The 23,736-nt window shown below is 34.7% G+C and carries 20 protein-coding genes; 17 read left to right on the forward strand and 3 right to left on the reverse strand.

Annotated features, from left to right (window positions below; genetic code table 11):
- The 5 genes from DCO46_RS17210 to DCO46_RS17230 form a co-directional block, all read left to right on the forward strand.
- A partial coding sequence (locus DCO46_RS17210) for a DEAD/DEAH box helicase (RefSeq protein WP_116753737.1) occupies window positions 1-2,705 on the forward strand: 2,705 nt, incomplete at its 5' end.
- Window positions 2,706-2,780: 75 nt separating this feature from the next.
- Entirely contained in the window at window positions 2,781-4,043 is a 1,263-nt protein-coding gene (locus DCO46_RS17215; protein WP_116753738.1) for a DUF5103 domain-containing protein, read from the forward strand.
- Between the two features lie 78 nt (window positions 4,044-4,121).
- Complete coding sequence (gene apaG / locus DCO46_RS17220) at window positions 4,122-4,508, forward strand: Co2+/Mg2+ efflux protein ApaG (RefSeq protein WP_042563756.1); 387 nt, start codon at window positions 4,122-4,124, stop codon at window positions 4,506-4,508.
- A 154-nt stretch (window positions 4,509-4,662) separates the two neighbouring features.
- On the forward strand, window positions 4,663-6,288 hold the full coding sequence (gene pruA, locus DCO46_RS17225) for an L-glutamate gamma-semialdehyde dehydrogenase (RefSeq protein WP_116753739.1): 1,626 nt from the start codon (window positions 4,663-4,665) through the stop codon (window positions 6,286-6,288).
- A 296-nt stretch (window positions 6,289-6,584) separates the two neighbouring features.
- Entirely contained in the window at window positions 6,585-7,316 is a 732-nt protein-coding gene (locus tag DCO46_RS17230) for a hypothetical protein (RefSeq protein ID WP_116753740.1), read from the forward strand.
- Window positions 7,317-7,488: 172 nt separating this feature from the next.
- On the opposite strand, the gene rsmG is transcribed toward DCO46_RS17230, so the two are convergent.
- Window positions 7,489-8,118 (reverse strand): 16S rRNA (guanine(527)-N(7))-methyltransferase RsmG, encoded by a 630-nt coding sequence (gene rsmG / locus DCO46_RS17235; protein ID WP_116753741.1) that lies wholly within the window; start codon window positions 8,116-8,118, stop codon window positions 7,489-7,491.
- 107 nt (window positions 8,119-8,225) lie between these two features.
- On the opposite strand from rsmG, the gene DCO46_RS17240 reads away from it, so the two are divergent.
- The 9 genes from DCO46_RS17240 to DCO46_RS17280 all read left to right on the forward strand — a co-directional run bounded on the left by DCO46_RS17240 (window position 8,226) and on the right by DCO46_RS17280 (window position 17,106).
- The gene (locus tag DCO46_RS17240) at window positions 8,226-9,323 is read left to right on the forward strand and encodes a fatty acid desaturase family protein (RefSeq protein ID WP_116753742.1); all 1,098 of its coding nucleotides are present in this window, start codon (window positions 8,226-8,228) and stop codon (window positions 9,321-9,323) included.
- A gap of 73 nt (window positions 9,324-9,396) precedes the next feature.
- Entirely contained in the window at window positions 9,397-10,587 is a 1,191-nt protein-coding gene (locus DCO46_RS17245) for a pyridoxal phosphate-dependent aminotransferase (protein ID WP_116753743.1), read from the forward strand.
- A gap of 353 nt (window positions 10,588-10,940) precedes the next feature.
- The gene (locus DCO46_RS17250; RefSeq protein WP_116753744.1) at window positions 10,941-11,396 is read left to right on the forward strand and encodes a ferritin-like domain-containing protein; all 456 of its coding nucleotides are present in this window, start codon (window positions 10,941-10,943) and stop codon (window positions 11,394-11,396) included.
- A gap of 133 nt (window positions 11,397-11,529) precedes the next feature.
- Window positions 11,530-12,105 carry a hypothetical protein gene (locus DCO46_RS17255; protein WP_116753745.1) on the forward strand — a complete coding sequence of 192 codons (576 nt, stop codon included), beginning with the start codon at window positions 11,530-11,532 and terminating at the stop codon, window positions 12,103-12,105.
- 157 nt (window positions 12,106-12,262) lie between these two features.
- Window positions 12,263-14,131 (forward strand): peptidase U32 family protein, encoded by a 1,869-nt coding sequence (locus DCO46_RS17260; protein ID WP_116753746.1) that lies wholly within the window; start codon window positions 12,263-12,265, stop codon window positions 14,129-14,131.
- 431 nt (window positions 14,132-14,562) lie between these two features.
- Complete coding sequence (locus tag DCO46_RS17265; protein WP_116753747.1) at window positions 14,563-15,051, forward strand: hypothetical protein; 489 nt, start codon at window positions 14,563-14,565, stop codon at window positions 15,049-15,051.
- Window positions 15,048-16,208 carry a formate-dependent phosphoribosylglycinamide formyltransferase gene (gene purT, locus DCO46_RS17270; protein ID WP_116753748.1) on the forward strand — a complete coding sequence of 387 codons (1,161 nt, stop codon included), beginning with the start codon at window positions 15,048-15,050 and terminating at the stop codon, window positions 16,206-16,208. The genes DCO46_RS17265 and purT overlap by 4 nt, the downstream gene beginning before the upstream one ends.
- Window positions 16,209-16,210: 2 nt before the next feature.
- Window positions 16,211-16,531: a DUF6370 family protein gene (locus DCO46_RS17275; protein WP_116753749.1), complete on the forward strand. Its 321-nt coding sequence runs from the start codon at window positions 16,211-16,213 to the stop codon at window positions 16,529-16,531.
- The gene (locus DCO46_RS17280; RefSeq protein ID WP_116753750.1) at window positions 16,531-17,106 is read left to right on the forward strand and encodes a Crp/Fnr family transcriptional regulator; all 576 of its coding nucleotides are present in this window, start codon (window positions 16,531-16,533) and stop codon (window positions 17,104-17,106) included. The genes DCO46_RS17275 and DCO46_RS17280 overlap by 1 nt, the downstream gene beginning before the upstream one ends.
- Before the next feature lie 135 nt (window positions 17,107-17,241).
- Here DCO46_RS17280 and aceA read toward each other — a convergent pair whose 3' ends face one another.
- Window positions 17,242-18,522, reverse strand: coding sequence for an isocitrate lyase (gene aceA, locus DCO46_RS17285; protein ID WP_116753751.1), 1,281 nt, complete (start codon window positions 18,520-18,522; stop codon window positions 17,242-17,244).
- Window positions 18,523-18,667: 145 nt separating this feature from the next.
- Window positions 18,668-20,269 (reverse strand): malate synthase A, encoded by a 1,602-nt coding sequence (aceB, locus tag DCO46_RS17290; RefSeq protein WP_116753752.1) that lies wholly within the window; start codon window positions 20,267-20,269, stop codon window positions 18,668-18,670.
- Between the two features lie 210 nt (window positions 20,270-20,479).
- Here aceB and DCO46_RS17295 point away from each other — a divergent pair, with 210 nt between their 5' ends.
- From DCO46_RS17295 to DCO46_RS17305, 3 genes are all read left to right on the forward strand, one after another.
- Entirely contained in the window at window positions 20,480-21,961 is a 1,482-nt protein-coding gene (locus DCO46_RS17295) for a helix-turn-helix domain-containing protein (protein WP_116753753.1), read from the forward strand.
- A 6-nt stretch (window positions 21,962-21,967) separates the two neighbouring features.
- Window positions 21,968-22,327 carry a hypothetical protein gene (locus tag DCO46_RS17300; RefSeq protein ID WP_116753754.1) on the forward strand — a complete coding sequence of 120 codons (360 nt, stop codon included), beginning with the start codon at window positions 21,968-21,970 and terminating at the stop codon, window positions 22,325-22,327.
- Between the two features lie 174 nt (window positions 22,328-22,501).
- On the forward strand, window positions 22,502-23,218 hold the full coding sequence (locus tag DCO46_RS17305; RefSeq protein WP_116753755.1) for a pirin family protein: 717 nt from the start codon (window positions 22,502-22,504) through the stop codon (window positions 23,216-23,218).
- Window positions 23,219-23,736 lie beyond the last annotated feature (518 nt).

Below are 23,736 nucleotides of genomic sequence, written 5' to 3' on the forward strand. Positions count from 1 at the left end.
ATATCTGCGACTCTTTAAAACCTGAATTTATTTTTAAAAAATTTAGCACAAAAATCAAATCAGCAAAGACGATTGCAGATTTGCAGAAAGATTCCAAAATTGAATTTGCCATTCGCCAGCATTTAAAAATAAATCTAAGTTCTTTCTATAGCCTGATTGTGCAGGAACAATTTCCATTATGTGTCAACATAGGGCCTGAAAAGGATTTTTATCGTTCCAGAGTCAGTATCGACCCGCTCGATTTTGAACCTCAGATTCAATTTGACAAACATCCTGAAGGTATTACTTATACGCTTTCTCTAAAAGAAAACGAAACTACATTTCTGCCGATGAACAGTAATGTGGATATTCTTCTGGATGAACCGGGCTGGCTGATTGTAAATAAAAAATTAGGGCAGCTAAAAGAGCTTAATTCTAAGAAACTGACGCCGTTTTTGAAGAAAAAATCAATAGAAATACCTTCAAAATTAGTTGATGATTATTTTAAAAATTTCATTCCTGAAATAGCTAAAAAAATTGATATTGAAGCAAATGGTTTTGAAATTGAACTTCGTGACACCATTGTTTCATGCACAATACAGCCAGTTTATGATTTCTTTAAAAACTGTTATTACCTCAACCTTTATTTTGATTATAACGGCTATTTGTTTGATGCCGCTAAAACTAAAAAGACACATTCGTTTGTTGATTTCAGTGTTCCCAATGAACCTAAAATAATTCAGTTTAAACGAAGTTCTGAAGAAAATTTATATACAGACAAATTACTCGAAACGGGTTTAGTAAAAATCAAAAACGAATTGTTCGGACTGACTTCAGATCCGGAGAGTACAGATCCGTATGTCAATATTCAATTAGTAATAGACCATAAAGAAAAACTGGAAAGCTTAGGTTTTACGATTCAGAATTTAAAACTGGAAAGCAAAGAAATCATCACCGCAAATCATACAGTTTCAACTTCAAAAGATACACAAGGCGATTGGTTTGATATCAAAATAATCATCACAATTGGAACTTACACCATCAATTTCAGTGAAATTATTCCAAATATAAAAAGCAAGGAAAGACTGTTCATGCTGCCTGACGGAAACTATTTTCTGATTCCGTTAGAATGGTTCAGTAAATATGGCTCTCTGGCAAAATTAGCTAATACCGAAAAAGGCAGTTTACTTTTGCGAAAAAGCAATTTTACGGCTTTAGATGGAATTTCGGAAATCGACAATGAGGTCATTTCCCATGCAGAATATACCGCTTCAGATTTATTGAAGGCAACTTTAAGGCCTTATCAGATTGATGGCGTAAAATGGCTTTTGGGGCATTTCAATTCAAATTTGGGTGCATGCCTGGCTGATGACATGGGACTTGGAAAAACATTACAAACTTTGGCTGTTTTGGTTTCTGTACAGGAACAATTAGGCTTTACAACCAAAACTACCAATTTTGATTTGTTTGCAAACGAAACTACTGTTGAAAGAGAACCTCTAAAAACCCTGATCGTTTTACCCTCTTCATTGGTTTTTAACTGGTTTAATGAAGCCGGAAAATTTACACCGCATTTTTCAAAAATGCAGTATGTTGGCAACGACAGGAAATTACTGGCTGCCAGATTAGATTCGACCGATCTGATTTTTACCAGCTACAGCATTGTTCATCGTGATATTTCAATCTTAGAAAAATACGATTTCCGTTATTTAATTTTAGACGAAAGCCAATACATTAAAAATAAAAATTCCAAGATTTTTAAAGCCATAAACAAAATAAGCACAAGCCATAAAATTGCTTTGAGTGGTACGCCTATCGAAAATTCGCTTGACGATTTATGGTCACAAATGCAATTCATAAATCCGGATATTTTAGGCAGTTATGCTTTTTTTATGGAGAATTTTAAAAATCCGATTGAAAAAAAGAAGGATTCAGCTATTTTATCTGAATTAAAAACCCTTATCCAGCCTTATATTTTAAGGAGAACCAAAGAGCAGGTTTTAAAGGATTTACCGGAATTATCAGAGCAGATTTATTATTGCAATATGGATCCTGAACAGGAAAAATTATATGAGCAGGAAAAATCAAAAGCCCGTAATTTTTTACTTAAAACGGACGGATCAAGCCCGGACAAAATCAGCATTATCAATACGCTGATGAAGTTAAGGCAACTGAGTAATCACCCTAAAATGGTCGATCAGGAGTCGGAAATTGATTCCGGGAAATATATTGCGGTAACTAATTATCTGGAAAGTTTAGTAAAAGGAAAACAAAAAACAATCATTTTCAGTTCGTTTGTTACTAATCTGAATTTCTATACGGATTGGTGCAAGGAAAACAAAATCAGGTTTTGTGAAATCACAGGCGAAACTCCTGCCAGTAAACGAGAACAGCAGGTAAAAATATTTCAGGAAAATGAAGAACCTTTATTGTTTTTTATTTCGCTAAAAGCCGGAGGAGTTGGTCTCAATATTACCAAAGCTTCTTATGTTTTATTTCTTGATCCGTGGTGGAATCCTTTTGCGGAAAAACAAGGAGTTGGAAGGGCGCACCGAATCGGGCAGTTAAACAAAGTAAATGTGATTCGTTTTATCTCAAAAAATACAGTAGAAGAGAAAATCATCCAACTTCAGGAAAACAAAAAACTGTTATCGGATTCTCTTTTAGAAGAAAGCTATATAAATGACGAAATCGAAACTAATTTAGAGTATATTTTGAGTTCTTAATCAATTTTAACCAATAAATTACTCCTTTATTGCGTTATAAAAATTGTTATATTTACAATCTTACAACGCAAAAGGATGCCAAAATTTTTATTTCAAAAGCTTTTTCTTTTTTTTGTTTTTACTTCGGCAGCAGCCCAGGAAGTGCAGACAGAAGTTGCCCCGCCTTATAATATTAAAACGGTAACGTTTGTTCAGAACGGAAGCAACGTCGTTCCTATATTCGAATTAGGATCTGTATTTGAATTACAGTTTGATGACCTATTTGGCAATGAAGCTAATTATTATTTTGAAGTAACTCACTGCGATTACAATTGGAAACCAACTGATATCCCAAAAACAGATTATATCCGTGGTTTTGATAATCAAAGAATTACAGATTACTCCAATTCATTTAATACGCTTCAGGTTTATTCGCATTACAGACTGGCTTTTCCAAATCAGTTTACAAATCAACTGAGGATTTCGGGAAATTATATGCTTAAAATCTTAAATGAAGACAGAGAAGTCATTTTTTCGAGAAAGTTTATTTTGTATGAAGAACATTCTACTGTGGCGGCTCAGGTAAAAAGAAGCCGAACCGTCAGCAATATTGATTACAAACAAAATCTTGATTTTTCTATAGTTTCCAATGATATTGTTTTTCAGACACCATTACAAAACGTAAAAGTTCTTTTATTACAAAATGGAGATTTCAGCACCAGTATCAAAAATATTGTTCCGCAATATACCTTAGGAAACCAGCTGGTTTATAAATATGACAAGGAAACACAATTTTGGGCCGGAAACGAATTTTTATATTTTGAAAACAAAGACATTCGTGCAGCCAATAATAATGTGGGAAAAGTGGGCTCTAACAATGACATATACAATTCTTACTTATATACCAATCAGGCAAGAGGCAATCAGATCTATACCCTGTATCAGGATGTAAACGGAAACTTTGTTGTTAAAAACATAAACGGATCCAATAATGAAATTGAAGCAGATTATGCATGGGTATATTTTACTCTTTCTGCCCCTGCTTTCAGATCCTCCAGCAAGGACATTTATATTACCGGAATGTTTAATAATTACAGTCTGACACCTGAATATAAAATGGAGTATAATACCGATAAGGGTGTTTTTGAAAAAGCCGTTATGATCAAACAGGGTTTTACGAATTTTGAATATAAAATTGCGGACAAAAAAGGAGTTGTCGATTATGAAAATGCGGTTGATGGTAACTTTTATCAGACTGAAAATGAATACATAATTTTGGTTTATTACAAACAAAGTTCCGATCGTTATGAAAGAGTTATCGGAAAAGGAAATGCAAACTCTATTAATATAGTCAATTAAAAGATTGTTAAGGTTTTTAACCGAATGTTTTTTTTCGTAACTTTGCGCCTATAACGCACACATATATACTACTTTAGTATGGTTTCTCAAATTACAAGAGGCATAAAAATATCTGTTTTAACTAGTTTTGAAGGTACTTACTTCAAAAACTACAAGATTCATTTTGCTTTTAGTTATGTAATTACTATTGAAAACCATAGTAAAGATTCTGTACAGTTAACTTCACGTCACTGGGAAATTTTTGACTCATTAAATGATCTGGAAGTTGTTGACGGAGAAGGCGTTATTGGAAAAAAACCCGTTTTAAAACCAGGAGAAAATCATACTTACAGTTCTGGTTGTTTACTATCGTCTCCTTATGGTGCCATGAAAGGTCATTTTAATATGATTAATTTCACAACTACAAAAACATTCAAAGTTATTGTTCCTACTTTTAGAATGTGTGCTCCATTTGCTTTAAATTAATTCTAAGTTAAAACTATAATTCTTATAGTTATCTTATTCATAAAATTACCAAATTATTAATTTATCCTTTGTACTTTTGTGCAGCGTTAGATTATTCGTAACAAAACAAATCTTCTGACCCTCAAATTTGTCTAATTCACTAATTTTAAATAACATGCTAAAAGGATTCTTTCATGTACCAAAAGCGGTAAACGAGCCAGTAAAAGGTTACGCACCGAATTCACCAGAAAAAGCAGCTGTTCAGGCGGCATATACTACAATGTGGAACTCTCAGATTGATGTTCCTTTATACATTGGTAGTGAAGAAATCAAAACTGGAAACACAAGAACAATATCAGCTCCACACGATCATAAACATATCGTAGGAAAGTATCATTTAGCTGAAAAACAACATATCGAAAAAGCAATTGCTAATGCACTTGAATCAAGAAAAGCATGGGCAAATATGGCGTGGGAACAACGCGCAGCTATTTTCTTAAAAGCAGCAGAACTTATTGCCGGTCCTTACAGAGCCCGAATTAATGCAGCTACAATGATCGGACAATCTAAAAATATTCACCAGGCAGAAATTGATGCTTCCTGCGAATTGATCGACTTTTTACGTTACAACGTAGAATTTATGACTCAAATTTACAACGATCAGCCAAAATCAGACTCTACAGTATGGAACCGTTTGGAATACAGACCTCTTGAAGGTTTTGTATACGCAATCACTCCTTTTAACTTTACTGCTATCGCTGCAAACCTTCCTGCAAGTGCTGCTATGATGGGTAACGTTGTGGTTTGGAAACCAAGTGACAGTCAGGTATTTTCTGCAAAAATCATCATTGATGTTTTCAAAGAAGCCGGAGTTCCGGACGGAGTTATCAACGTAGTTTTTGGTGATGCTTTAATGATTACTGATACTGTTTTGGCAAGCCGCGATTTTGCCGGTGTACACTTTACAGGTTCAACTCATGTATTTAAAGATATCTGGGCTAAAATTGGAGCAAACATTCACAACTATAAAACGTATCCAAGAATCGTTGGTGAAACCGGTGGTAAAGATTTTATCATTGCACACCCAAGTGCCAACGTAAAACAAGTAACTACGGGAATTACTCGTGGTGCATTTGAATTCCAGGGACAAAAATGTTCTGCAGCTTCAAGAGCTTATATCCCGCAAAGTTTATGGCCGGCTGTAAAAGAGCAATTAATTACTGATGTAAAATCTATGAAAATGGGTTCTCCAGAAGATTTCGGAAACTTTATTACAGCAGTTATTCACGAAGGTTCTTTTGACAAATTAGCAAGTTATATTGACCAGGCTAAAAAAGATGCTGACGCAGAAATCATCATCGGAGGAAATTACGATAAGTCTGTTGGATATTTTATTGAACCAACGGTTATTGTAACTACAAACCCAAAGTATACTACAATGGAAACTGAGTTATTCGGACCAGTTATCACAATTTATGTTTACGAAGATGCAAAATGGGAAGAAACTTTAGAATTAGTTGATACTACTTCTGAGTATGCTTTGACAGGAGCGGTATTTAGCCAGGATCGTTATGCTATTGAAGTTGCTACAACTAAATTACAAAATGCAGCAGGTAACTTCTATATTAATGATAAACCAACCGGAGCAGTTGTAGGAATGCAGCCTTTCGGTGGAGCCAGAGCTTCAGGAACTAATGATAAAGCAGGATCTGCACTAAACTTATTACGTTGGGCTTCTCCTAGAACTATCAAAGAAACATTTGTAACTCCGGAAGATTACAGATATCCATTTTTAGGATAATATATATTTTTCGAATACATAGTATAAAAGCCGGGTCTTATCAGATCCGGCTTTTTCTTTTAAGTGCCTTTATGATCTTCTTCCTGATCGCAATAATCTGAATATATTCTTTTTAAAGAAGAATATTCAAAATTGTAATATTTTTCTTATATATTTGATTTTCAAATAGATACATCTTAAAAAAACTTATTCTGTTATTTTTAAAACTTTTTGTAGTACATCATTGCCTGTTCATCCTTTTAAATTTGCCCTGTGCAATTAAATAAAAGTTTGACAAATAAATACAAAAACCAAAAATGAAAAACTTAAAAAGAACTCCGGAAATAATAGTTGAAGCAAACAGCTTAGGAAATAAAATTGATTTTAAGTGGACGACAAAAAAAATGAGAAAACTCGTGGATCCTACTGAAGATAATGAGGAACTCGACAAAATACTAAACAAAATAAGCCATAAGGCATCTATTGCTCTTAGTGCAGCATTACTTGAATGGATTTATTGGCGCTTTAAGGGATATACTGTAGCATCTGACGATATTAAACACCGCATTGAAGCGCTATGGTATTCAATCGAAAATCCCAAAAATACAAATCCTTTAGCTTTTGACACTGAATTGGATGTTCCTGCAACCGGTTTTATAAACGGTCCTATATGGGTAGCTCTTATGAATGTAAGAATGATTGATGTACTGTACAAAAAAGGTTCACCATTACTGCAAAGCGAGTTAGTTGGATTAGTATTAGTTGCGAGACATATTACGCCGAAGAGAAAAATCTTTAATAAATGGTTTGAAAATATCATTTATAAACTTCAAGAGCAATTTCCAAATCAAAATACCGAAATTGATTATTCAGAAGAAACAATATATGATTCCTCTTCTGAAGAAAAAATTTGTCGTGAATTTTTCTTCAATACAGATTTTGAGCATACTAATAAATCGTCAAATTTTGCTTTGACAGAATTCATTTTGAATATTGATTATACAACTAATCATTATTGCAACAAAATGAAAAAATTAGTAAATGCATAAACTTTAAATACACAATTTAAACGCGGATTATTTTTTAAGGGGTTAAATAAATTCATCCGTTTAAAACCACAAGTAAGCCTTGTGGTTTTTTTATTTGAATCTAAAAAAAATCCGGATCTTAAACAGACCCGGATTTTTAGTATTATTACACTTTCGACTTTGAAATAAAAACTTAAGCTTTAAACTTCAAAGGCAGATGTACTACTTTTTTTGTTTCAAAAAATTCATCTTCAAAAATTGCAGACAGATCATATAAAGTTGCGTTTGGAAAATCTTTCAATTCTTCTGCAAGATCGCCTCCTTTTAGATAAAGAATTCCATTTTTCAAAGAATGCTTATGCTGCTTTTTGATTTTATCCTTAATCCATGAAACAAAATCAGGCATATTAGTTACGGCACGACTTACAATAAAATCAAAATCTCCTTTTGCATTTTCAGCACGCAATTGTTCTGCTTTTACATTTTTTAAACCTAAAGCATCTACAACTCCCTGAACTACTTTTATTTTTTTTGCAATAACATCAATAAGATAAAAACGGGTTTCTGGAAAAAGGATAGCAAGCGGAATTCCTGGAAATCCTCCACCTGTTCCAACATCGAGAACTGTCGTTCCCGGCTCAAATTTCATGATTTTTGCAATTCCAAGCGAATGCAAAACATGTTTTGTATATAAGGCATCAATATCCTTCCTCGAAATGACATTGATTTTTTCATTCCAATCGTGGTATAAAAAGTCTAATTTTTGAAATTGTTCTATTTGAATGTCAGTCAAATCAGGAAAATATTTCAATATCTCATCCATTGCTCTAATTTTTTAACAAAAGTACTACTTTACGATTGAAATATTTAACTCAATTTTGCAAATTGAAAATTTATAATAATTACCTTTGAAAATTATTTAAAATAATTATGAATAACACGGCTCCAACTTTTGCTAGGCAAGACAATCTGAAGTTTTTCAGAACACTTAACTCACGAGTAAACAATTACTTTAAGGAAAATAATATCCAGAAAACCGGAAATTGGAAACTTCATTTAAAAGCCATTATTCTTTTTGCTGTTTTTCTGACACCTTATTTCTTAATCCTTACTCTTGAAATGCCTTTTTGGGTAATGCTCCTTTTGTCTATCGTTATAGGAATAGGAATGGCAGGAGTTGGTATGAATGTAATGCATGATGGAAATCATGGATCATATTCTACTAAAAACTGGATTAATAAGTTTATGGGAGGAACTATTTATGTTCTGGCAGGAAACGTTTATAACTGGCAGGTACAACACAATGTTTTACATCATACTTACACTAATATTCCAGGGCATGACGAAGATCTGGATGCCGGAAGAATTATTCGTTTTACAAAACATGCTGAATGGCATAGTTTTCATCGTTTTCAACACTATTACTCTGTTTTCTTATATGGATTATTAACTTTTAACTGGGCTATTACAACCGATTTTAAGCAGATGCGTAATTATCTTAAAAGAAAATTATCTTACGGAGAGCCTAAAAGTCCAAAAATTCTTTGGACAACCTTAATCATTACTAAAGTTATTTATGTATCAATCTGGATTGTTTTACCATTGGTTATTGGTATTACATGGTGGAAAGTGCTACTTGGTTTCTTTGCAATGCATTATACAGCCGGATTGATCCTTAGTGTTGTATTTCAATTAGCTCACGTTGTAGATGAAACTACAAACCCTTCTCCAAATGAATTAGGAGAAATGGATAATACCTGGGCTATTCACCAGTTGTTTACCACAACCAATTTTGCACCTAAAAATGCAATTGTAAACTGGTACACCGGCGGATTAAACCACCAGATCGAACATCATATTTTTCCGAATATCAGCCACATTCACTATGGTAAAATTGCACAAATCGTAAAAGAAACTGCAAAGGAATGTAACTTACCGTATTATGAATATAAAACAATGAGAAGTGCCATCGTTGCACATTTCAAGCATCTACGTGAGCTGGGAATGAAACCTGAATTATCTGTTTAAACTAAAAAAAATCTATTAATAATTAACCTTCCTTAATGAGCGCAACAAATTAAGGACATTCAAAATTTTTATAATGAATCATATTCTTTCGGACAGAATCAACAATCTTGCTACATCGCAAACATTAGCGATGGCTGCTTTGGCACGTGAATTAAAAGCACAAGGAAAAGACATCATCAGTTTAAGTTTAGGAGAACCAGACTTTAATACACCTGATTTTATTAAAGAAGCAGCTAAAAAAGCAATCGACGATAATTACAGTACATATTCTCCTGTTGATGGATACCAGGATTTAAAAGAAGCTATCTGCACAAAATTCAAAAGAGACAACAATTTAGAGTACAAACCATCTCAAATCGTAGTTTCTACAGGAGCAAAACAATCTTTATACAACATTGCGCAAGTAATGCTAAACGATGGTGACGAAGTAATTTTACCGGCACCTTACTGGGTTTCGTATTTCGAAATCGTAAAACTTTCAGGCGGAGTTCCTGTTGAAGTTCCGACTTCTGTTGAAACTGATTTCAAAATTACTCCTGAACAATTAGAAGCTGCTATCACGCCAAAAACAAAAATGATGTGGTTTTCTTCTCCTTGTAACCCTTCAGGTTCTGTTTACAGCAGAGAAGAATTAACGGCTTTGGCAAAAGTGTTGGAAAAACATCCAAATATATATGTAGTTGCTGACGAAATTTATGAGCATATCAATTTCTCAGGAACTTTCTGCAGTATCGGTTCTATTCCGGGAATGTTAGAAAAAACAATCACTGTAAACGGAGTTGCAAAAGCATTTGCCATGACTGGATACAGAATTGGTTATATCGGAGCGCCGGAATTTATCGCAAAAGCGTGTACAAAAATCCAGGGGCAAGTAACATCGGGAGCAAATTCTGTAGCACAACGCGCTACAATTACAGCAGTAGATGCTGATCCAAGCGTATTAAACGAAATGGTTCAGGCTTTCCACGGTCGTAGAGATTTAGTGGTTGGATTATTAAAAGAAATTCCTGGAGTAAAAATCAACGTTCCGGAAGGAGCATTTTACGTTTTCCCAGACGTTTCTTCTTTCTTCGGAAAAACATTAAAAGGAACTGAAATCAAAGATGCAAACGACGTTTCGATGTATCTTTTAGCTGAGGCAAATGTCGCAACTGTAACTGGAGATGCTTTCGGAAATCCAAATTGCATTCGTTTTTCTTACGCAACAAGCAACGATATTTTAAAAGAAGCATTACGCAGAATCAAAGAAGCTTTGACTCTATAACAATATACTAAGTTTTATTAAAAACGGCTTAAGGTTAAAAGTTTCATCACTTTTATACTTTAAGCTGTTTTTTTTGGCGTGTTCGCTGCGGCGAACCGGGCTATCCGCTGCAAGTCCTCGCACTTCCTTCGTCAGGCTGTGGGCTTTTCACTGCTATCCCTCACGCAAAACGGCAAATGAGAACTAATCATTTTCAAATATAATCTCCTAAATCTGCCAAATCTGCCTGAAACTAAAAATACACTTTCAAAATTCCCATTCCACAATATTATAACCATCTGGCATAATCCTGTAAAACATAACCTTTTATAAATTCCCAACTTTGTAATGTATTAATTTAAAAACTATTAGTCATGATACATACAGATGAAACCACAAAAGAAGCAGTTAAAACTTTAGAAGGATTAATTTCAATTCTTGAAGACGGAAAATTAGGATATACAAATGCCGCAGAGCATGTAGAAAATTCAGCAATGAAAAGTGATTTCTTAGATTACGCAAGAGAAAGAGCCTTATTTATTGTAGAATTACAAGACGAAATCAACAAACTGGGAAAATCAACAGACACTTCTGGTGGTGGGCCACTTGGAGCTCTTCACAGAACCTGGATCGATATTAAATCATCATTTACAGGCGGAGACACCGAAGCTATTATTAACGCTTGTGTTACCGGAGAAGAAGCAGCCATCGAAAAATACAAAATGGCACTCGAAGAGAACCATCTCGAACACAATCAGATTTCAGTTGTTTCAAAACAATTAAACAGTATTCAAAATACTTTGTCACAAATTAAAATGAGAGTGAATTAATAAATATTGGAACTTTTATTTTAGAAAAAACTACCTGGTTTAAATAATCAGGTAGTTTTTTATTTTTAGCATTAATTTGGAATAAAAATCTTACTTTCGCCGCACATTTTAATAATTACAAAAAAACGTTTTTATGACCTTAAATTTGCGCTGTTTTATCACTATTATTTTTACAGTATTATTTTGTTCTTATTCAAAAGCTCAAACAACGGGTAATTTTATTAAAGCCTCAATAGGTTTTGGATCAAGTACATCACATTATGAAGAAGAAAACCCGGAAATCATAGATGGTTTTGGTTTTTATACGCAAGGAGAATATGTAATAGGTATAACGAGATGGTTTAGTGTAAGACCTTATTTAGGAGCTATTTTTACCTCAACAGATGAGGATAAAATTAAAAATCCACAAGGCTATAAAGTAGAAACTAATGCTTTTTTTCTTGGAACCAAAGTACGTCTTTGCGCTCCAATACCTTGGGTTGCTCCTTTTGTAGAAACTGGTATAGGAGCTTCAATAGGATCTTTTGAAACTTATACAGAATATGTCAATGAGAAAAAAAATGGTGTCGTAGCACATATTCCAATTGGTTTTGGACTTGCAGTTGGCCGAAAAAACAACATAGAACTTGGAGTTTCTTTTTACGGAAATTTAACTTCTAAACAATCTTTTGGCGGATTTACAGCAGGATATTCTTTTCCATTAGATTAATTGTATTCGTATACACTTATTAAAAATTCATTTGTCATCATTCCATATTAAGTTAACAATTTCAAAAAAACACCTTCATCATTAGCAAACTCAAATAATTTATAAGACCTTTGCACACTTTTTTTCGTGAATACCACAAAAGCCTAAAGTTTTAAAAATGAAGAAGAAGATTGAAATATTAGCTCCAGCCAGGGATTTAATTGGTGGAATGGCAGCGATTAACAGCGGAGCAGATGCAGTATATATTGGAGCGCCACAGTTTGGCGCACGTTCTAACGCCAATAACTCAATTGAAGATGTTGCAGCACTGGTAAAATATGCGCACTTATTTAACGCTCAGGTTTTTGTGGTAATGAACACCATTTTGTACGACAACGAATTAGAAACGTGTCGCTCAATGATTTGGGAATTATACGACATTGGTGTCGATGCCCTGATTATTCAGGATATGGCGATTATGGAAATGGACTTGCCTCCTATTGTACTTCACGCCAGCACACAAGCCAATAACCGTGACGCAGACAAAATTAAATTCTTAAAAGATGCCGGAATCAAACGTGTCGTTTTAGCACGTGAATTAAACCTGCATCAAATTAAAACGATTTACGACGAAGCTGATGTTGAATTAGAATTTTTCGTAACCGGAGCTTTATGCGTATCCTTCAGCGGAAACTGTTATATGAGTGTGGCCAACGGAGAACGAAGCGCGAACCGTGGTTCTTGTGCACAAAACTGCCGTTTACCTTATAACTTAATCGACGGAAACGGAGAAACTTTAATCAAAAACAGTCACTTACTTTCTATTAAAGATTTAGACGTTTCAGATCAGATTCCGAATTTGATTGAAGCCGGAATCGTTTCTTTTAAAATCGAAGGCCGTTTAAAAGATGTAGCTTACGTTAAAAATAACGTATCGTATCTTCGTCAGAAATTGGACAGTTATTTAGAAGGAAGCGACAAATACACGAAAGCTTCTTCCGGAAAATGCACTTATACTTTTGATTCTACTTTAAACAGAACTTTTAACCGTGGTTATACGGATTATTTCGTAAACGAAAGACACAGTTCTATTGGTTCCTGGGAAAGCCCAAAATCAAAAGGTCAGTATATTGGAAAACTAATCAGAACTGTTGGAAATGCTTATGAAATTGAAAACGGTGAATTATTAAACAATGGTGACGGACTTTGTTTCATCAACGAAAATAACGAAGCAGACGGAATCTATGTAAACAAAGCCGAAAACGGAAAAGTATATCCAAACGTTTTAAAAGAAATCAAAGACGGAACTTTTATTTACCGTAACAATGATATTGCTTTCATCAAAATTGTTGAAAGAGAAGACAGTGCGATCCGTAAAATTGGAACAGCTTTACTACTTACTGAAAACGAAAACGGTTTTGAATTAATCGCAACCGACGAAGACGGAAACGTAAGCACCGTAAAATTAGAGCATTCAAAAGAACAAACTAAAACTGGCGAATCAATTGAAGAAAACATAAAAGTTCAATTAGCAAAAACAGGTTTTACACCTTACAGTGCCGATGAAATTAATGTAATGTTTTCTCAAAACTGGTTCCTTCCTATTTCAAAAATCAACGAAATGAGAAGAAATGTTTTTGATCAGTTATCAGAAATTCGTCTGGCAAATTACAAACGTGAGGAACACCAATTGGTAAAAACATCACATGCGTATCCTGAAACCAAACTGGATTTCATGTACAATGTTTCGAACAAAACAGCTCGTAAATTCTACGAACGCCACGGTGTTACCGAAATCGAAAAGGCATTCGAATTACAATGGGATCCTGGAAAATCCCGTGTAATGACCACCAAATATTGCATCAAATACGAATTGAAAAAATGTCCTATACACCAAAAAGATATAGTTGGTGTTAAAGTAAAAGAGCCATTAGTACTGAAACAAGGTGAACTTGAATACAAATTAAAATTTAACTGCAAACCCTGTGAAATGGAAATCTGGGAAAAAGATGCAGAATTTGAGATTGAAGAAGATCATTTTCATTAATATACAAAACCGATACTTTTAAAGTGTCGGTTTTTTTATTTTGGGCGTGTCCCGCCGAAAAGGCGGGTCGGACTATCCGTTACAAGTCCTCGCACTTCCTTCGTCAGGCTGTGGGCTTTCCACTGCTATCCCTCACGCGAACGGGTTAACAAGAACTTTTGCGTTCATAATTTCATTTCATACTTCCCACAATCTTGTCATTCCGAGGAACGAGGACACGAGCGATAGCGAACTGGCGAAGCAATCTTCGCAAGTAGCCGAACAAAGATTGGCTTATTGGAACGGAGTTACTCGCGAAGATTCCTCGTTCCTCGGAATGACAAACTGTGTGGTTACTTAATGTAAAAATTAAACTAAAATCTACCGAATCTCCAAAATCAGCGTGAGAATAAATTCCATTTTATTTATCTTTACTCTCAAAATAATTTTAAATGGACTCAAAAAATAACATTCAAAAATATGCAATCATTGCTGGGATTTTTGTGACTGCATTTTTTCCATTATTAATTTTTTCAGATAGTTATTTTATTGATTTATGTGTTCAAATATGTGATTTCGGTGTTTTTTGGAATCCAATATCTTGGGGAATTATTTTTCCGGTTTTTATTATTTTCCTTTTTTGGAATACTGCTAAAAAAATAAGCCATTCATTAAACCAAATAACTTATTTTCAAGCTTGTTCTCAATTTTCTTTTGGAGTAAGTTCTAAGTTTATAATTTCACTTTTTACAATTTATATAATCGGAAAATTTGTTAATGGACTATCTGTTGTATTAAAATCACAAATTCCAGATACAATTCTCTTTTCGATCCTAATGATTTTATTCCTATCATTTATATTAATGATTCTAACTTTTATAAGCAGTTTAATAATTGTAAAAGCAAGCCAAAATACCCAAACTTTAAATCCAACAAAATGAAAATACTCCTTCTGGGTTCAGGCGAATTAGGTAAAGAATTTGTCATTGCCGCACAACGAATCGGACAAACCATAATTGCAGTTGACAGTTACGAAAATGCCCCTGCCATGCAGGTTGCACACGGTTTTGAAGTCATCAATATGCTAGACGGCGAAGCCTTAGACCGAATCGTAGCCAAACACAAACCCGACTTCATAGTTCCGGAAATAGAAGCCATTCGCACCGAACGTTTTTACGATTACGAAAAACAAGGAATCACCGTTGTTCCTTCAGCGAAAGCGGCAAATTTCACGATGAACCGTAAAGCCATTCGTGATTTAGCAGCTAAAGAATTAGGTTTAAAAACAGCCAAATACCAATACGCAACTTCGGCAGAAGAACTGCAAAAAGCTGTTCAGGAAGTTGGTATTCCGTGTGTGGTAAAACCTTTAATGTCATCCTCAGGAAAAGGACAATCGACTATAAAAACAGAGAGTGATATAGAAAAAGCATGGCAATATGCCGTTGCAGGTTCGCGTGGCGATGTTATCGAAGTTATTGTAGAAGCTTTTGTCAATTTTGATTCAGAAATTACGCTTTTGACAATTACTCAAAATAACAACCCAACTTTGTTTTGTGCGCCAATTGGTCACAGACAGGAACGCGGTGATTACCAGGAAAGCTGGCAGCCGGCGCAAGTTTCTGAAGCCGATTTATACGAAGCACAGGATATGGCCGAAAAAATTACGGAAGCACTTGGCGGTGCCGGACTTTTTGGTGTTGAATTTTTCCTAACGAAGGAAGGCGTTTACTTCTCTGAACTTTCTCCGCGTCCGCATGATACCGGAATGGTAACGTTGGCAGGAACTCAGAATTTTAACGAATTCGAATTGCATTTAAGAGCCATTTTAAGTCTTCCGATTTTCGAAATTACTTTAGAAAAAGCCGGGGCAAGCGCTGTAATTTTAGCATCAGAAGATTCAACAAATCCAACTTTTACCGGAATCGAAAAAGTAGCCGCTTTGCCAAAAACTGATTTCAGGATTTTTGGTAAACCAACTTCAAGACCCTATCGCCGAATGGGAGTTGTTTTAGCTCAAGATTCTTTATCAACCCCAATCGAAAAAGTAACCGAACGTGCCAAAGAAACGGCAAAATTAATAACTGTAAATTCTTAATTATGAAAAACATATTATTAGCTACATTCCTTTTTATTGGAATTGCAGTACAAGCTCAAAGCAAAAAGAAATTTGATAAGCCAACAATTGTTGAAGCTTCATGTGGAGAATGTCAATTCGGAATGAAAGGTAAAAGCTGTGATTTAGCCGTTCGTATTGACGGAAAAAACTATTTTGTTGACGGAACTACTATTCACGATCATGGAGATGCACACTCCGATAAAGGTTTTTGCAATGCGATCAGAAAGGCTTCTGTTACCGGCGAAATTGTAGGTAATAGATTTAAAGCAACTTCATTTACGTTAATAGAAGACACAAAATAATGGCATTAATACTCGAAAACATTGCCAAACATGTTTCTTTGACATCAGAGGAACAGGCCCTTTTTTTATCTAAACTGGAAACGAATACTTACAAAGCCAAAACAATTTTGTTAAACGCCGGTGAAGTCTGCAAACATTCTTATTTTGTTAATTCCGGAATTTTAAGAAGCTTCAATATCAATGATAATATTGTGGAGCATGTACTTTCATTTGCCTGCGAAGGCTGGTGGATGAGCGACATGTACAGTTATTTTTCGCAAAAACCGGGACAGCTTTTTATTGAAGTTCTGGAAGAAGCAGAGGTTGTTTCTTTATCCAAAGAAAATCAGGAACAATTGTATCTTGAAATCCCAAAACTGGAACGCTTTTTTAGAATTCTAATTGAGAATTCATTAGTGGCCAATCAGCAGCGATTAATGGATAACTTAAGTTTACCTGCGGAAGAACGTTTTGATAAATTCTGTAAAAAATACGGAACTCTGGTTCATAAAGTTCCTCAAAAACAAATCGCTTCTTTCATTGGTGTAACACCGGAATTCTTCAGCAAAATGAAAGCGAGACTTTTGAAGAAATAAAATTTAACCATTAAGACATTAAGATTCATTAAGAGCAAAACTTAATCAGCTTCATTAAAACTAACTTAATTTCTTAATATCTTAATGGTAAAAAATCAAAAACCTAGTTCAATATTGAACTAGGTTTTTTTTGAATTAAAATTGCTCAACCTCAGTAGAATGTTCCATTGCCGTTATTGAAGATCTTCCTATCATTACCGTATTTTGAACAGCATCAAAATAAGAAGTCCCTACAAAAGCCTGATGTTTTACCGCTCTGAATCCGTTTTTCTGTAAAGCGAATTCTCTTTCCTGTAATTCAGAGTAACCCGCCATTCCACGTTCTCTGTAAGCTTTAGACAATTCGAACATACTGGTGTTCAACGCATGGAATCCTGCTAAAGTGATAAACTGGAATTTATACCCCATTGCAGCCAAATCTTCTCTAAACGTTTCCATTTCTGCAACTGATAATTTTGCTGCCCAATTGAAAGAAGGCGAACAATTATATGCCAGCATTTTATCCGGAAATTCTTTTTTCATTGCATCAGCGAATTTTTTAGCATAAACCAAATCCGGATTGCTGGTTTCCATCCAGATTAAATCGGCGTAAGGAGCATAACTCAAACCTCTTGCAATTCCCTGATCAATTCCGCTGTTTACGTAGAAGAAACCTTCAGCTGTTTTTTCTCCGGTTAAAAATTTTCTATCTCTCGGATCAGCATCACTCGTTAGTAAATTGGCGGCATCAGCATCTGTTCTTGCTACAATTAAGGTAGAAACGCCCATAACATCTGAAGCCAGACGCGCTGCAATTAATTTATTGATGGCTTCCTGAGTTGGAACCAAAACCTTTCCGCCCAAATGCCCGCATTTTTTAGCAGAACTCAGCTGATCTTCAAAGTGAACACCAGACGCTCCGGCTTCAATCATTGATTTCATCAGCTCAAACGCATTTAAATTTCCGCCAAAACCCGCCTCAGCATCAGCTACTATCGGAACTAAATAATCTTTCTTATCTTTAACTTCGTTTACGGTCTGAATCTGATCAGCGCGCAATAAAGCATTATTAATCTTTTTTACCACCATCGGTACACTGTTTACCGGATAAAGCGATTGGTCAGGATACATTTCTCCTGCCAGATTTGCATCAGCAGCAACCTGCCATCCGCTTAAATAAATTGCTTCTAAACCGGCATCCACTTCCTGAATTGCCTGATTTCCTGTTAAGGCACCCAAACCCGCAACAAAATCCTGGCTTTTTAACTTTCTCCATAATTTTTGCGCTCCCATTTTAGCAATAGAATGTTCAATTTGATAGGAACCCTGAAGCGTCACTACTTCATTTGCAGTATAAGGGCGCTCAACACCTTTCCATCTTGGGTTTGCAATCCAGTCATTAATCAGTTCCTGAATTCTGTCTTCTGTTGTTTTCATAAATAATATAGTTAAGTTGGTTAGTAAAGTATTTTATTATTGTGCTGAAATTTTTCTGCCTGATCTGCTAAATCTTTGTAAAAAATATTAGCACGCAGATTTGGCAGATTAAGCTGATTTTAAAAAATTAGGCTCAGTAGTTTTTTTATAGATATTTGTAACATGGAATTGTAAGGAAATCAACAAAATCAGTATTTACTACTAATCTTTCCAGTACTTTTTCAGCCAACGGAAATTGTTGTTTTTCGTGATTTTCTTCTCCCAGTTCTTCTTTGATTTTTCTGAATTCATCCAAAGCCAATTCATGATAATAAGCCAAATCTAATTTTCGTCCATTATCCAGAAGCACTTTATTCTGAAGCCATTGCCATAATTGCGATCTTGAAATTTCGGCCGTTGCGGCATCTTCCATCAAATTATGTAAAGCTGCGGCACCTTGTCCGTTCAGCCATGAAGCCAGATACAAAACTCCAACATTTATATTTTTTCGAACCCCATTTTCAGTAATCAGCCCAATTGGTGGTTCAATCAGATCTGCTTCTGTAATTTTTCGATGCTCTCTTTTAACATGAATCTGATTTGGAGTCGGCATTCCTTTATCAAAAATTTCCTTTGCCAGCGCAACCAAATCCGGATGCGCCACCCAGGTTCCATCGTGGCCATTTTTAACTTCACGCTCTTTATCCGTTTTTACTTTTGCAAAAGCAATTGCATTAGCTTCTTCATTATTTCTAATCGGAATCTGCGCTGCCATTCCGCCAATGGCATGGATACCTCTTTTATGGCATCTTTGAATTACCAAATTGGAATACGCATTCATAAAAGGTGACGTCATATTTACCTGATCACGGTCCGGAACGATGAATTTTGGATTTTTTCTAAACTTTTTGATGTAAGAAAAAATATAATCCCAACGTCCGCAATTCAAACCAACAATATGCTCTTTCAATTCATATATAATTTCATCCAGCTGAAAACTAGCCGTTATGGTTTCAATTAAAACCGTCACTTTTATGGTTCCTCTTTTCAGCTTCAAATAATCCTCGGTAAAATCAATTACATTATTCCACCAGCGTGCTTCCAGATAATGTTCTAATTTCGGAATGTAGAAATATGGTCCTGAATTATTCTCCAAAAGTTTTTTATGATTATGAAAAACATACAAACCAAAATCTATCAACGATCCTGAAACTTCCTTTCCTTCAATTAGAATATGTTTTTCAGGAAGATGCAAACCTCTCGGGCGTACAATCAATGTTGCGGTTTTTTCATTTAAATGATATGATTTGTTTTTAACTTCATCTGTGTGAGAAATACTTTTATTAACGGCATCAATCAAATTCATTTGCCCATCCATTAAATTTTTCCAGGTCGGAGAAGTACTGTCTTCAAAATCGGCCATAAAAGTTTTGGCACCCGAATTCAGGGCATTGATAATCATTTTGCGATCAACCGGTCCTGTAATCTCTACTCTTCGGTCCAATAAATCTTTCGGAATTTCACCAGCTGTCCAATTGCTTTCTCTGACATTTTTAGTTTCCGGAGTAAAAACCGGCATGACACCCTGATCAAAAGCGGCTTGTTTTTGCTCTCTCTGCAAAAGCAGCAGTTTTCGCTGTGATTCGAATTTTTTGTGCAATTCGGTAATAAATGCAATTGCTTCTTCGCTCCAGATTTTTGGATAAGCAAGCTTCTTGGCGGCCAGAATTTCTAAAGCCATTTCAGTAATCTCTAATTGGTTTTTCATAGCTGCAGATTTTAATTTAATTTGATTAAACTCATTTTTTCTTTAATCATTTTTCGTTTCATCAAAATCAATAAATTATAACTCATTCATAATTAACACATTTCGACAGTACAATGTTATAAAAAAGTTTTTTACAAAACAAGCGAACGTTCGCTAAATTTTAAAAATATTTTTTTGGCGATTATTTTTAGAATACTTACATTTGACATTATGGATATTGAAAAAGATTATATAAAGCTGATTTTTGGGCTAAAACTCAAGCAAGTCCGCGTTCAGAAAAACCTGTCGCTTTTTGGCTTAGCCAAATTGACTAATCTTTCAAAATCGTATTTAAACGAGATTGAAAAGGGAAAAAAATATCCAAAAACGGACAAGATTCTTCTTTTATGCCAACATTTGGATGTTCCTTACGACCAATTAGTATCTCTAAAACTCGATAACAATCTCGCTCCGATTGGCGAAATACTGAAATCCGGAATTTTAAAAGAGATCCCGCTAGAGCTTTTCGGAATTCAGGAAGCCGATTTAATTGACATTATTGCCAATGCGCCGGCAAAAGTCAATGCGTTTATCAGTACCATTATTGAAATTGCACAGCATTACAATCTAAGCCGCGAAAGTTTCTTTTTGGCCGCTTTACGATCGTATCAGGAAGCGCATAGTAATTATTTTGAGGATTTAGAAGATAAAGTAATCGCTTTTTCAAAGTCCTTTCAGATTAATCTGGATTCTAAAATCAGTATTGAAGAACTGGAAGCGATTTTAAAAGAAGAATACGAATACAATATCAAAGAAATAGCCTTCACCGATCAGGAAGCTCTGGACGATCTGCGTTCTATTTATGTTACCAAAAGCAAGACTTTATTGCTTTCAACTGAAATTGATGCTCCTCAGAAAGCTTTTATTTTAGCCAAAGAAATTGCCTATAATTATTTAAAAATTTCAGATCGTTTGCTGACTTTCAGCTGGATTAAATTTGAGAATTTTGATCAGGTTTTGAATAATTTTTATGCTTCTTATTTTGCGGGTGCCTTATTATTGCCCAGAAAATTAGTTGTAGACAAAATCAATGATTTTCTAAATAATGAAAATCCAAAACCGGAAGAATTTGTTTCGTTAATCGAAAGTTTTGAAGTTTCTCCAGAATCTTTCTATCAGCGATTAACCAATTTATTGCCCAAAGATTTCCATCTGAAAAATCTATTCTTTTTAAGATTATCACATCGTCCCGGAACAGATTTTTATCAAATAAACAAAGAACTGCACATTACCAATCAACAGGAGCCTCATGCTAACGAAACAAACGAGCATTATTGCAGAAGATGGGTTTCGGTAAAAACAATAGATGAAGCTATCAGACAAAATAAATCTCATTTTTTTGATGCTCAAATATCGAGTTACGCCAACAGTGGAAACGAGTATTTGGTCTTTTCATCGGCTACAAAAGATCCTTTCGCAGAAAATTACATCAGAAGTATTTCGGTTGGAATTTTAATTAATCCGACAATGAAAAAGAAATTCAAATTTATTGAAGGAAAACCTTTGGTTAAAAGAATTGTGGGGGTAACTTGTGAAACATGTGCTGTACAGGATTGCCTGGAACGGGCTTCTCCTCCTATTGCTCTAGAAAAAAAGAAACGCCATGAGAATACAGATGCGGTTGTACAACAGTTTATAATTCAATACAGTTAGAATAATATGAAACATTTATCTTTAATAATAATCCTGCTTTCTATTAACTCAAACCAGAAAACAGACAAACTTATTGGCCGTTATAATTATTTGATAGAAGACAGCAATACCTACCTGCTAAAAGATAAAATTACTTTTAAGGATAGCGTTTTTGTTTTTGACAATAAGTATATGCCAAAAGGAAAAATTTCTTATGGCAATACAATTCTATTGGAAAATTTTATTAATACTGATTTGATTATCAGCATTCCAAAAGATCAAATTGCAAAAGATACTATTCTATTTTACATGCATGACAAACAAAGTTCAGCCGCAAATTATCTTGATGTAGTGACTGGAAAAGGGAAATTGATTAGAATTAAATAATACAGCGCAATCTTGTCATCCTGAGGAACGGCGTGGCTACTTTGTCTTTCATAAAAATAAAAACTTCGAATCTCAGCAACTTAAAACCTCAGAATCTTTCTTAATCTAGGTTAAGTGCTTTTTCCTGACCCCGGCGGTATCTTTGTACTATAAAAATAACAAAACACACCGATCATGGAAAATATAGTATTACACAAAGCAGAAACAAGAGGAAATGCAAATCACGGATGGCTAAATGCTTATCACAGTTTTAGCTTTGCGAGCTGGTACAATCCGGATAGAATTCAGTTTGGGGCGCTGCGCGTTTTGAATGATGATACTATCGCAGCCGGAATGGGATTTGGAACGCATCCTCATGATAATATGGAAATCATTACGATTCCTTTAGAAGGTGATTTGGCTCATAAAGATAGCATGGGAAATACTGAAATCATTAAAAATGGAGATATTCAGGTGATGAGTGCCGGAACCGGAGTTCAACACAGTGAGTTTAACCCAAATGCAGACCAACAGACTAAATTGTTGCAAATCTGGTTGTTCCCAAATAAAAGAAATGTTGAACCACGTTACCAGCAAATTACTTTAGACGTTGCAGACAGACATAATAAACTATCTCAGATTTTATCTCCAAACGCAGATGACGAAGGGGTTTGGATTCACCAGAATGCCTGGTTTAATATGGGAAATTTTGATGCCGGAATTGCAACAGAATATAAAATCAAAAAAGAAGGAAACGGAGTTTATGCTTTCGTTTTAAAAGGAAACGTAACGATCAACGGTCAGGAATTAAACACTCGTGATGCTGTTGGAATTTCAGGAACTGACACTTTAAACATTAAAGCAAATACAGCTGCTGAATTTTTATTGATGGACATTCCGATGAACTATTAATTCAAGATTACAATTAATATTTTTTTTTAGAAACGATATTTAAGTTGATATTCAACTTATTATCGTTTCTTTTTTTATTCAAATTTCATCAAGTTTTTTTGCCACAGATTTGAAGAAAGTGTGTTTGTGACTTTGACAAAGAGTTGCTAACTTGAAAAAAGTCTTATTAAGAATCTGCATGAAAAACATAGCCTGCGGTTTCAACCGCAGGGACATATTATATTAATACAATCCGTTTCCCGTGGTTGAAACCACCGGCTATATTGAATATTTTGAGATAATTTTGCACTAATTATTTAAAGTTTAAAAAGAGTTAGATTGAACTAAAATTTCACTGATTATTTATTTCACATGCAGAAAAATCTTTTTAATCATTTTAATCTGTGTAGAAAAACCTGTTCGGGATCGCTCAGAGTGATTCCATAATCTGCAAATCGTTTGCTGTTTGGATAAAAGAATCCGAATAATTACACCGGTGCATAATTTCCGGGATTTCATCTTTGCTAATCCCTAATAAT

The organism is Flavobacterium sp. HTF (assembly GCF_003105115.1).
GTDB lineage: Bacteria > Bacteroidota > Bacteroidia > Flavobacteriales > Flavobacteriaceae > Flavobacterium.

Coding starts and splice junctions, on each gene's coding strand:
- DCO46_RS17215 (WP_116753738.1), top strand. CDS start 2,781: ATGCCAAAATTTTTATTTCAAAAGCTTTTTCTTTTTTTTGTTTTTACT.
- apaG (WP_042563756.1), top strand. CDS start 4,122: ATGGTTTCTCAAATTACAAGAGGCATAAAAATATCTGTTTTAACTAGT.
- pruA (WP_116753739.1), top strand. CDS start 4,663: ATGCTAAAAGGATTCTTTCATGTACCAAAAGCGGTAAACGAGCCAGTA.
- DCO46_RS17230 (WP_116753740.1), top strand. CDS start 6,585: ATGAAAAACTTAAAAAGAACTCCGGAAATAATAGTTGAAGCAAACAGC.
- rsmG (WP_116753741.1), bottom strand. CDS start 8,118: ATGGATGAGATATTGAAATATTTTCCTGATTTGACTGACATTCAAATA.
- DCO46_RS17240 (WP_116753742.1), top strand. CDS start 8,226: ATGAATAACACGGCTCCAACTTTTGCTAGGCAAGACAATCTGAAGTTT.
- DCO46_RS17245 (WP_116753743.1), top strand. CDS start 9,397: ATGAATCATATTCTTTCGGACAGAATCAACAATCTTGCTACATCGCAA.
- DCO46_RS17250 (WP_116753744.1), top strand. CDS start 10,941: ATGATACATACAGATGAAACCACAAAAGAAGCAGTTAAAACTTTAGAA.
- DCO46_RS17255 (WP_116753745.1), top strand. CDS start 11,530: ATGACCTTAAATTTGCGCTGTTTTATCACTATTATTTTTACAGTATTA.
- DCO46_RS17260 (WP_116753746.1), top strand. CDS start 12,263: ATGAAGAAGAAGATTGAAATATTAGCTCCAGCCAGGGATTTAATTGGT.
- DCO46_RS17265 (WP_116753747.1), top strand. CDS start 14,563: ATGGACTCAAAAAATAACATTCAAAAATATGCAATCATTGCTGGGATT.
- purT (WP_116753748.1), top strand. CDS start 15,048: ATGAAAATACTCCTTCTGGGTTCAGGCGAATTAGGTAAAGAATTTGTC.
- DCO46_RS17275 (WP_116753749.1), top strand. CDS start 16,211: ATGAAAAACATATTATTAGCTACATTCCTTTTTATTGGAATTGCAGTA.
- DCO46_RS17280 (WP_116753750.1), top strand. CDS start 16,531: ATGGCATTAATACTCGAAAACATTGCCAAACATGTTTCTTTGACATCA.
- aceA (WP_116753751.1), bottom strand. CDS start 18,522: ATGAAAACAACAGAAGACAGAATTCAGGAACTGATTAATGACTGGATT.
- aceB (WP_116753752.1), bottom strand. CDS start 20,269: ATGAAAAACCAATTAGAGATTACTGAAATGGCTTTAGAAATTCTGGCC.
- DCO46_RS17295 (WP_116753753.1), top strand. CDS start 20,480: ATGGATATTGAAAAAGATTATATAAAGCTGATTTTTGGGCTAAAACTC.
- DCO46_RS17300 (WP_116753754.1), top strand. CDS start 21,968: ATGAAACATTTATCTTTAATAATAATCCTGCTTTCTATTAACTCAAAC.
- DCO46_RS17305 (WP_116753755.1), top strand. CDS start 22,502: ATGGAAAATATAGTATTACACAAAGCAGAAACAAGAGGAAATGCAAAT.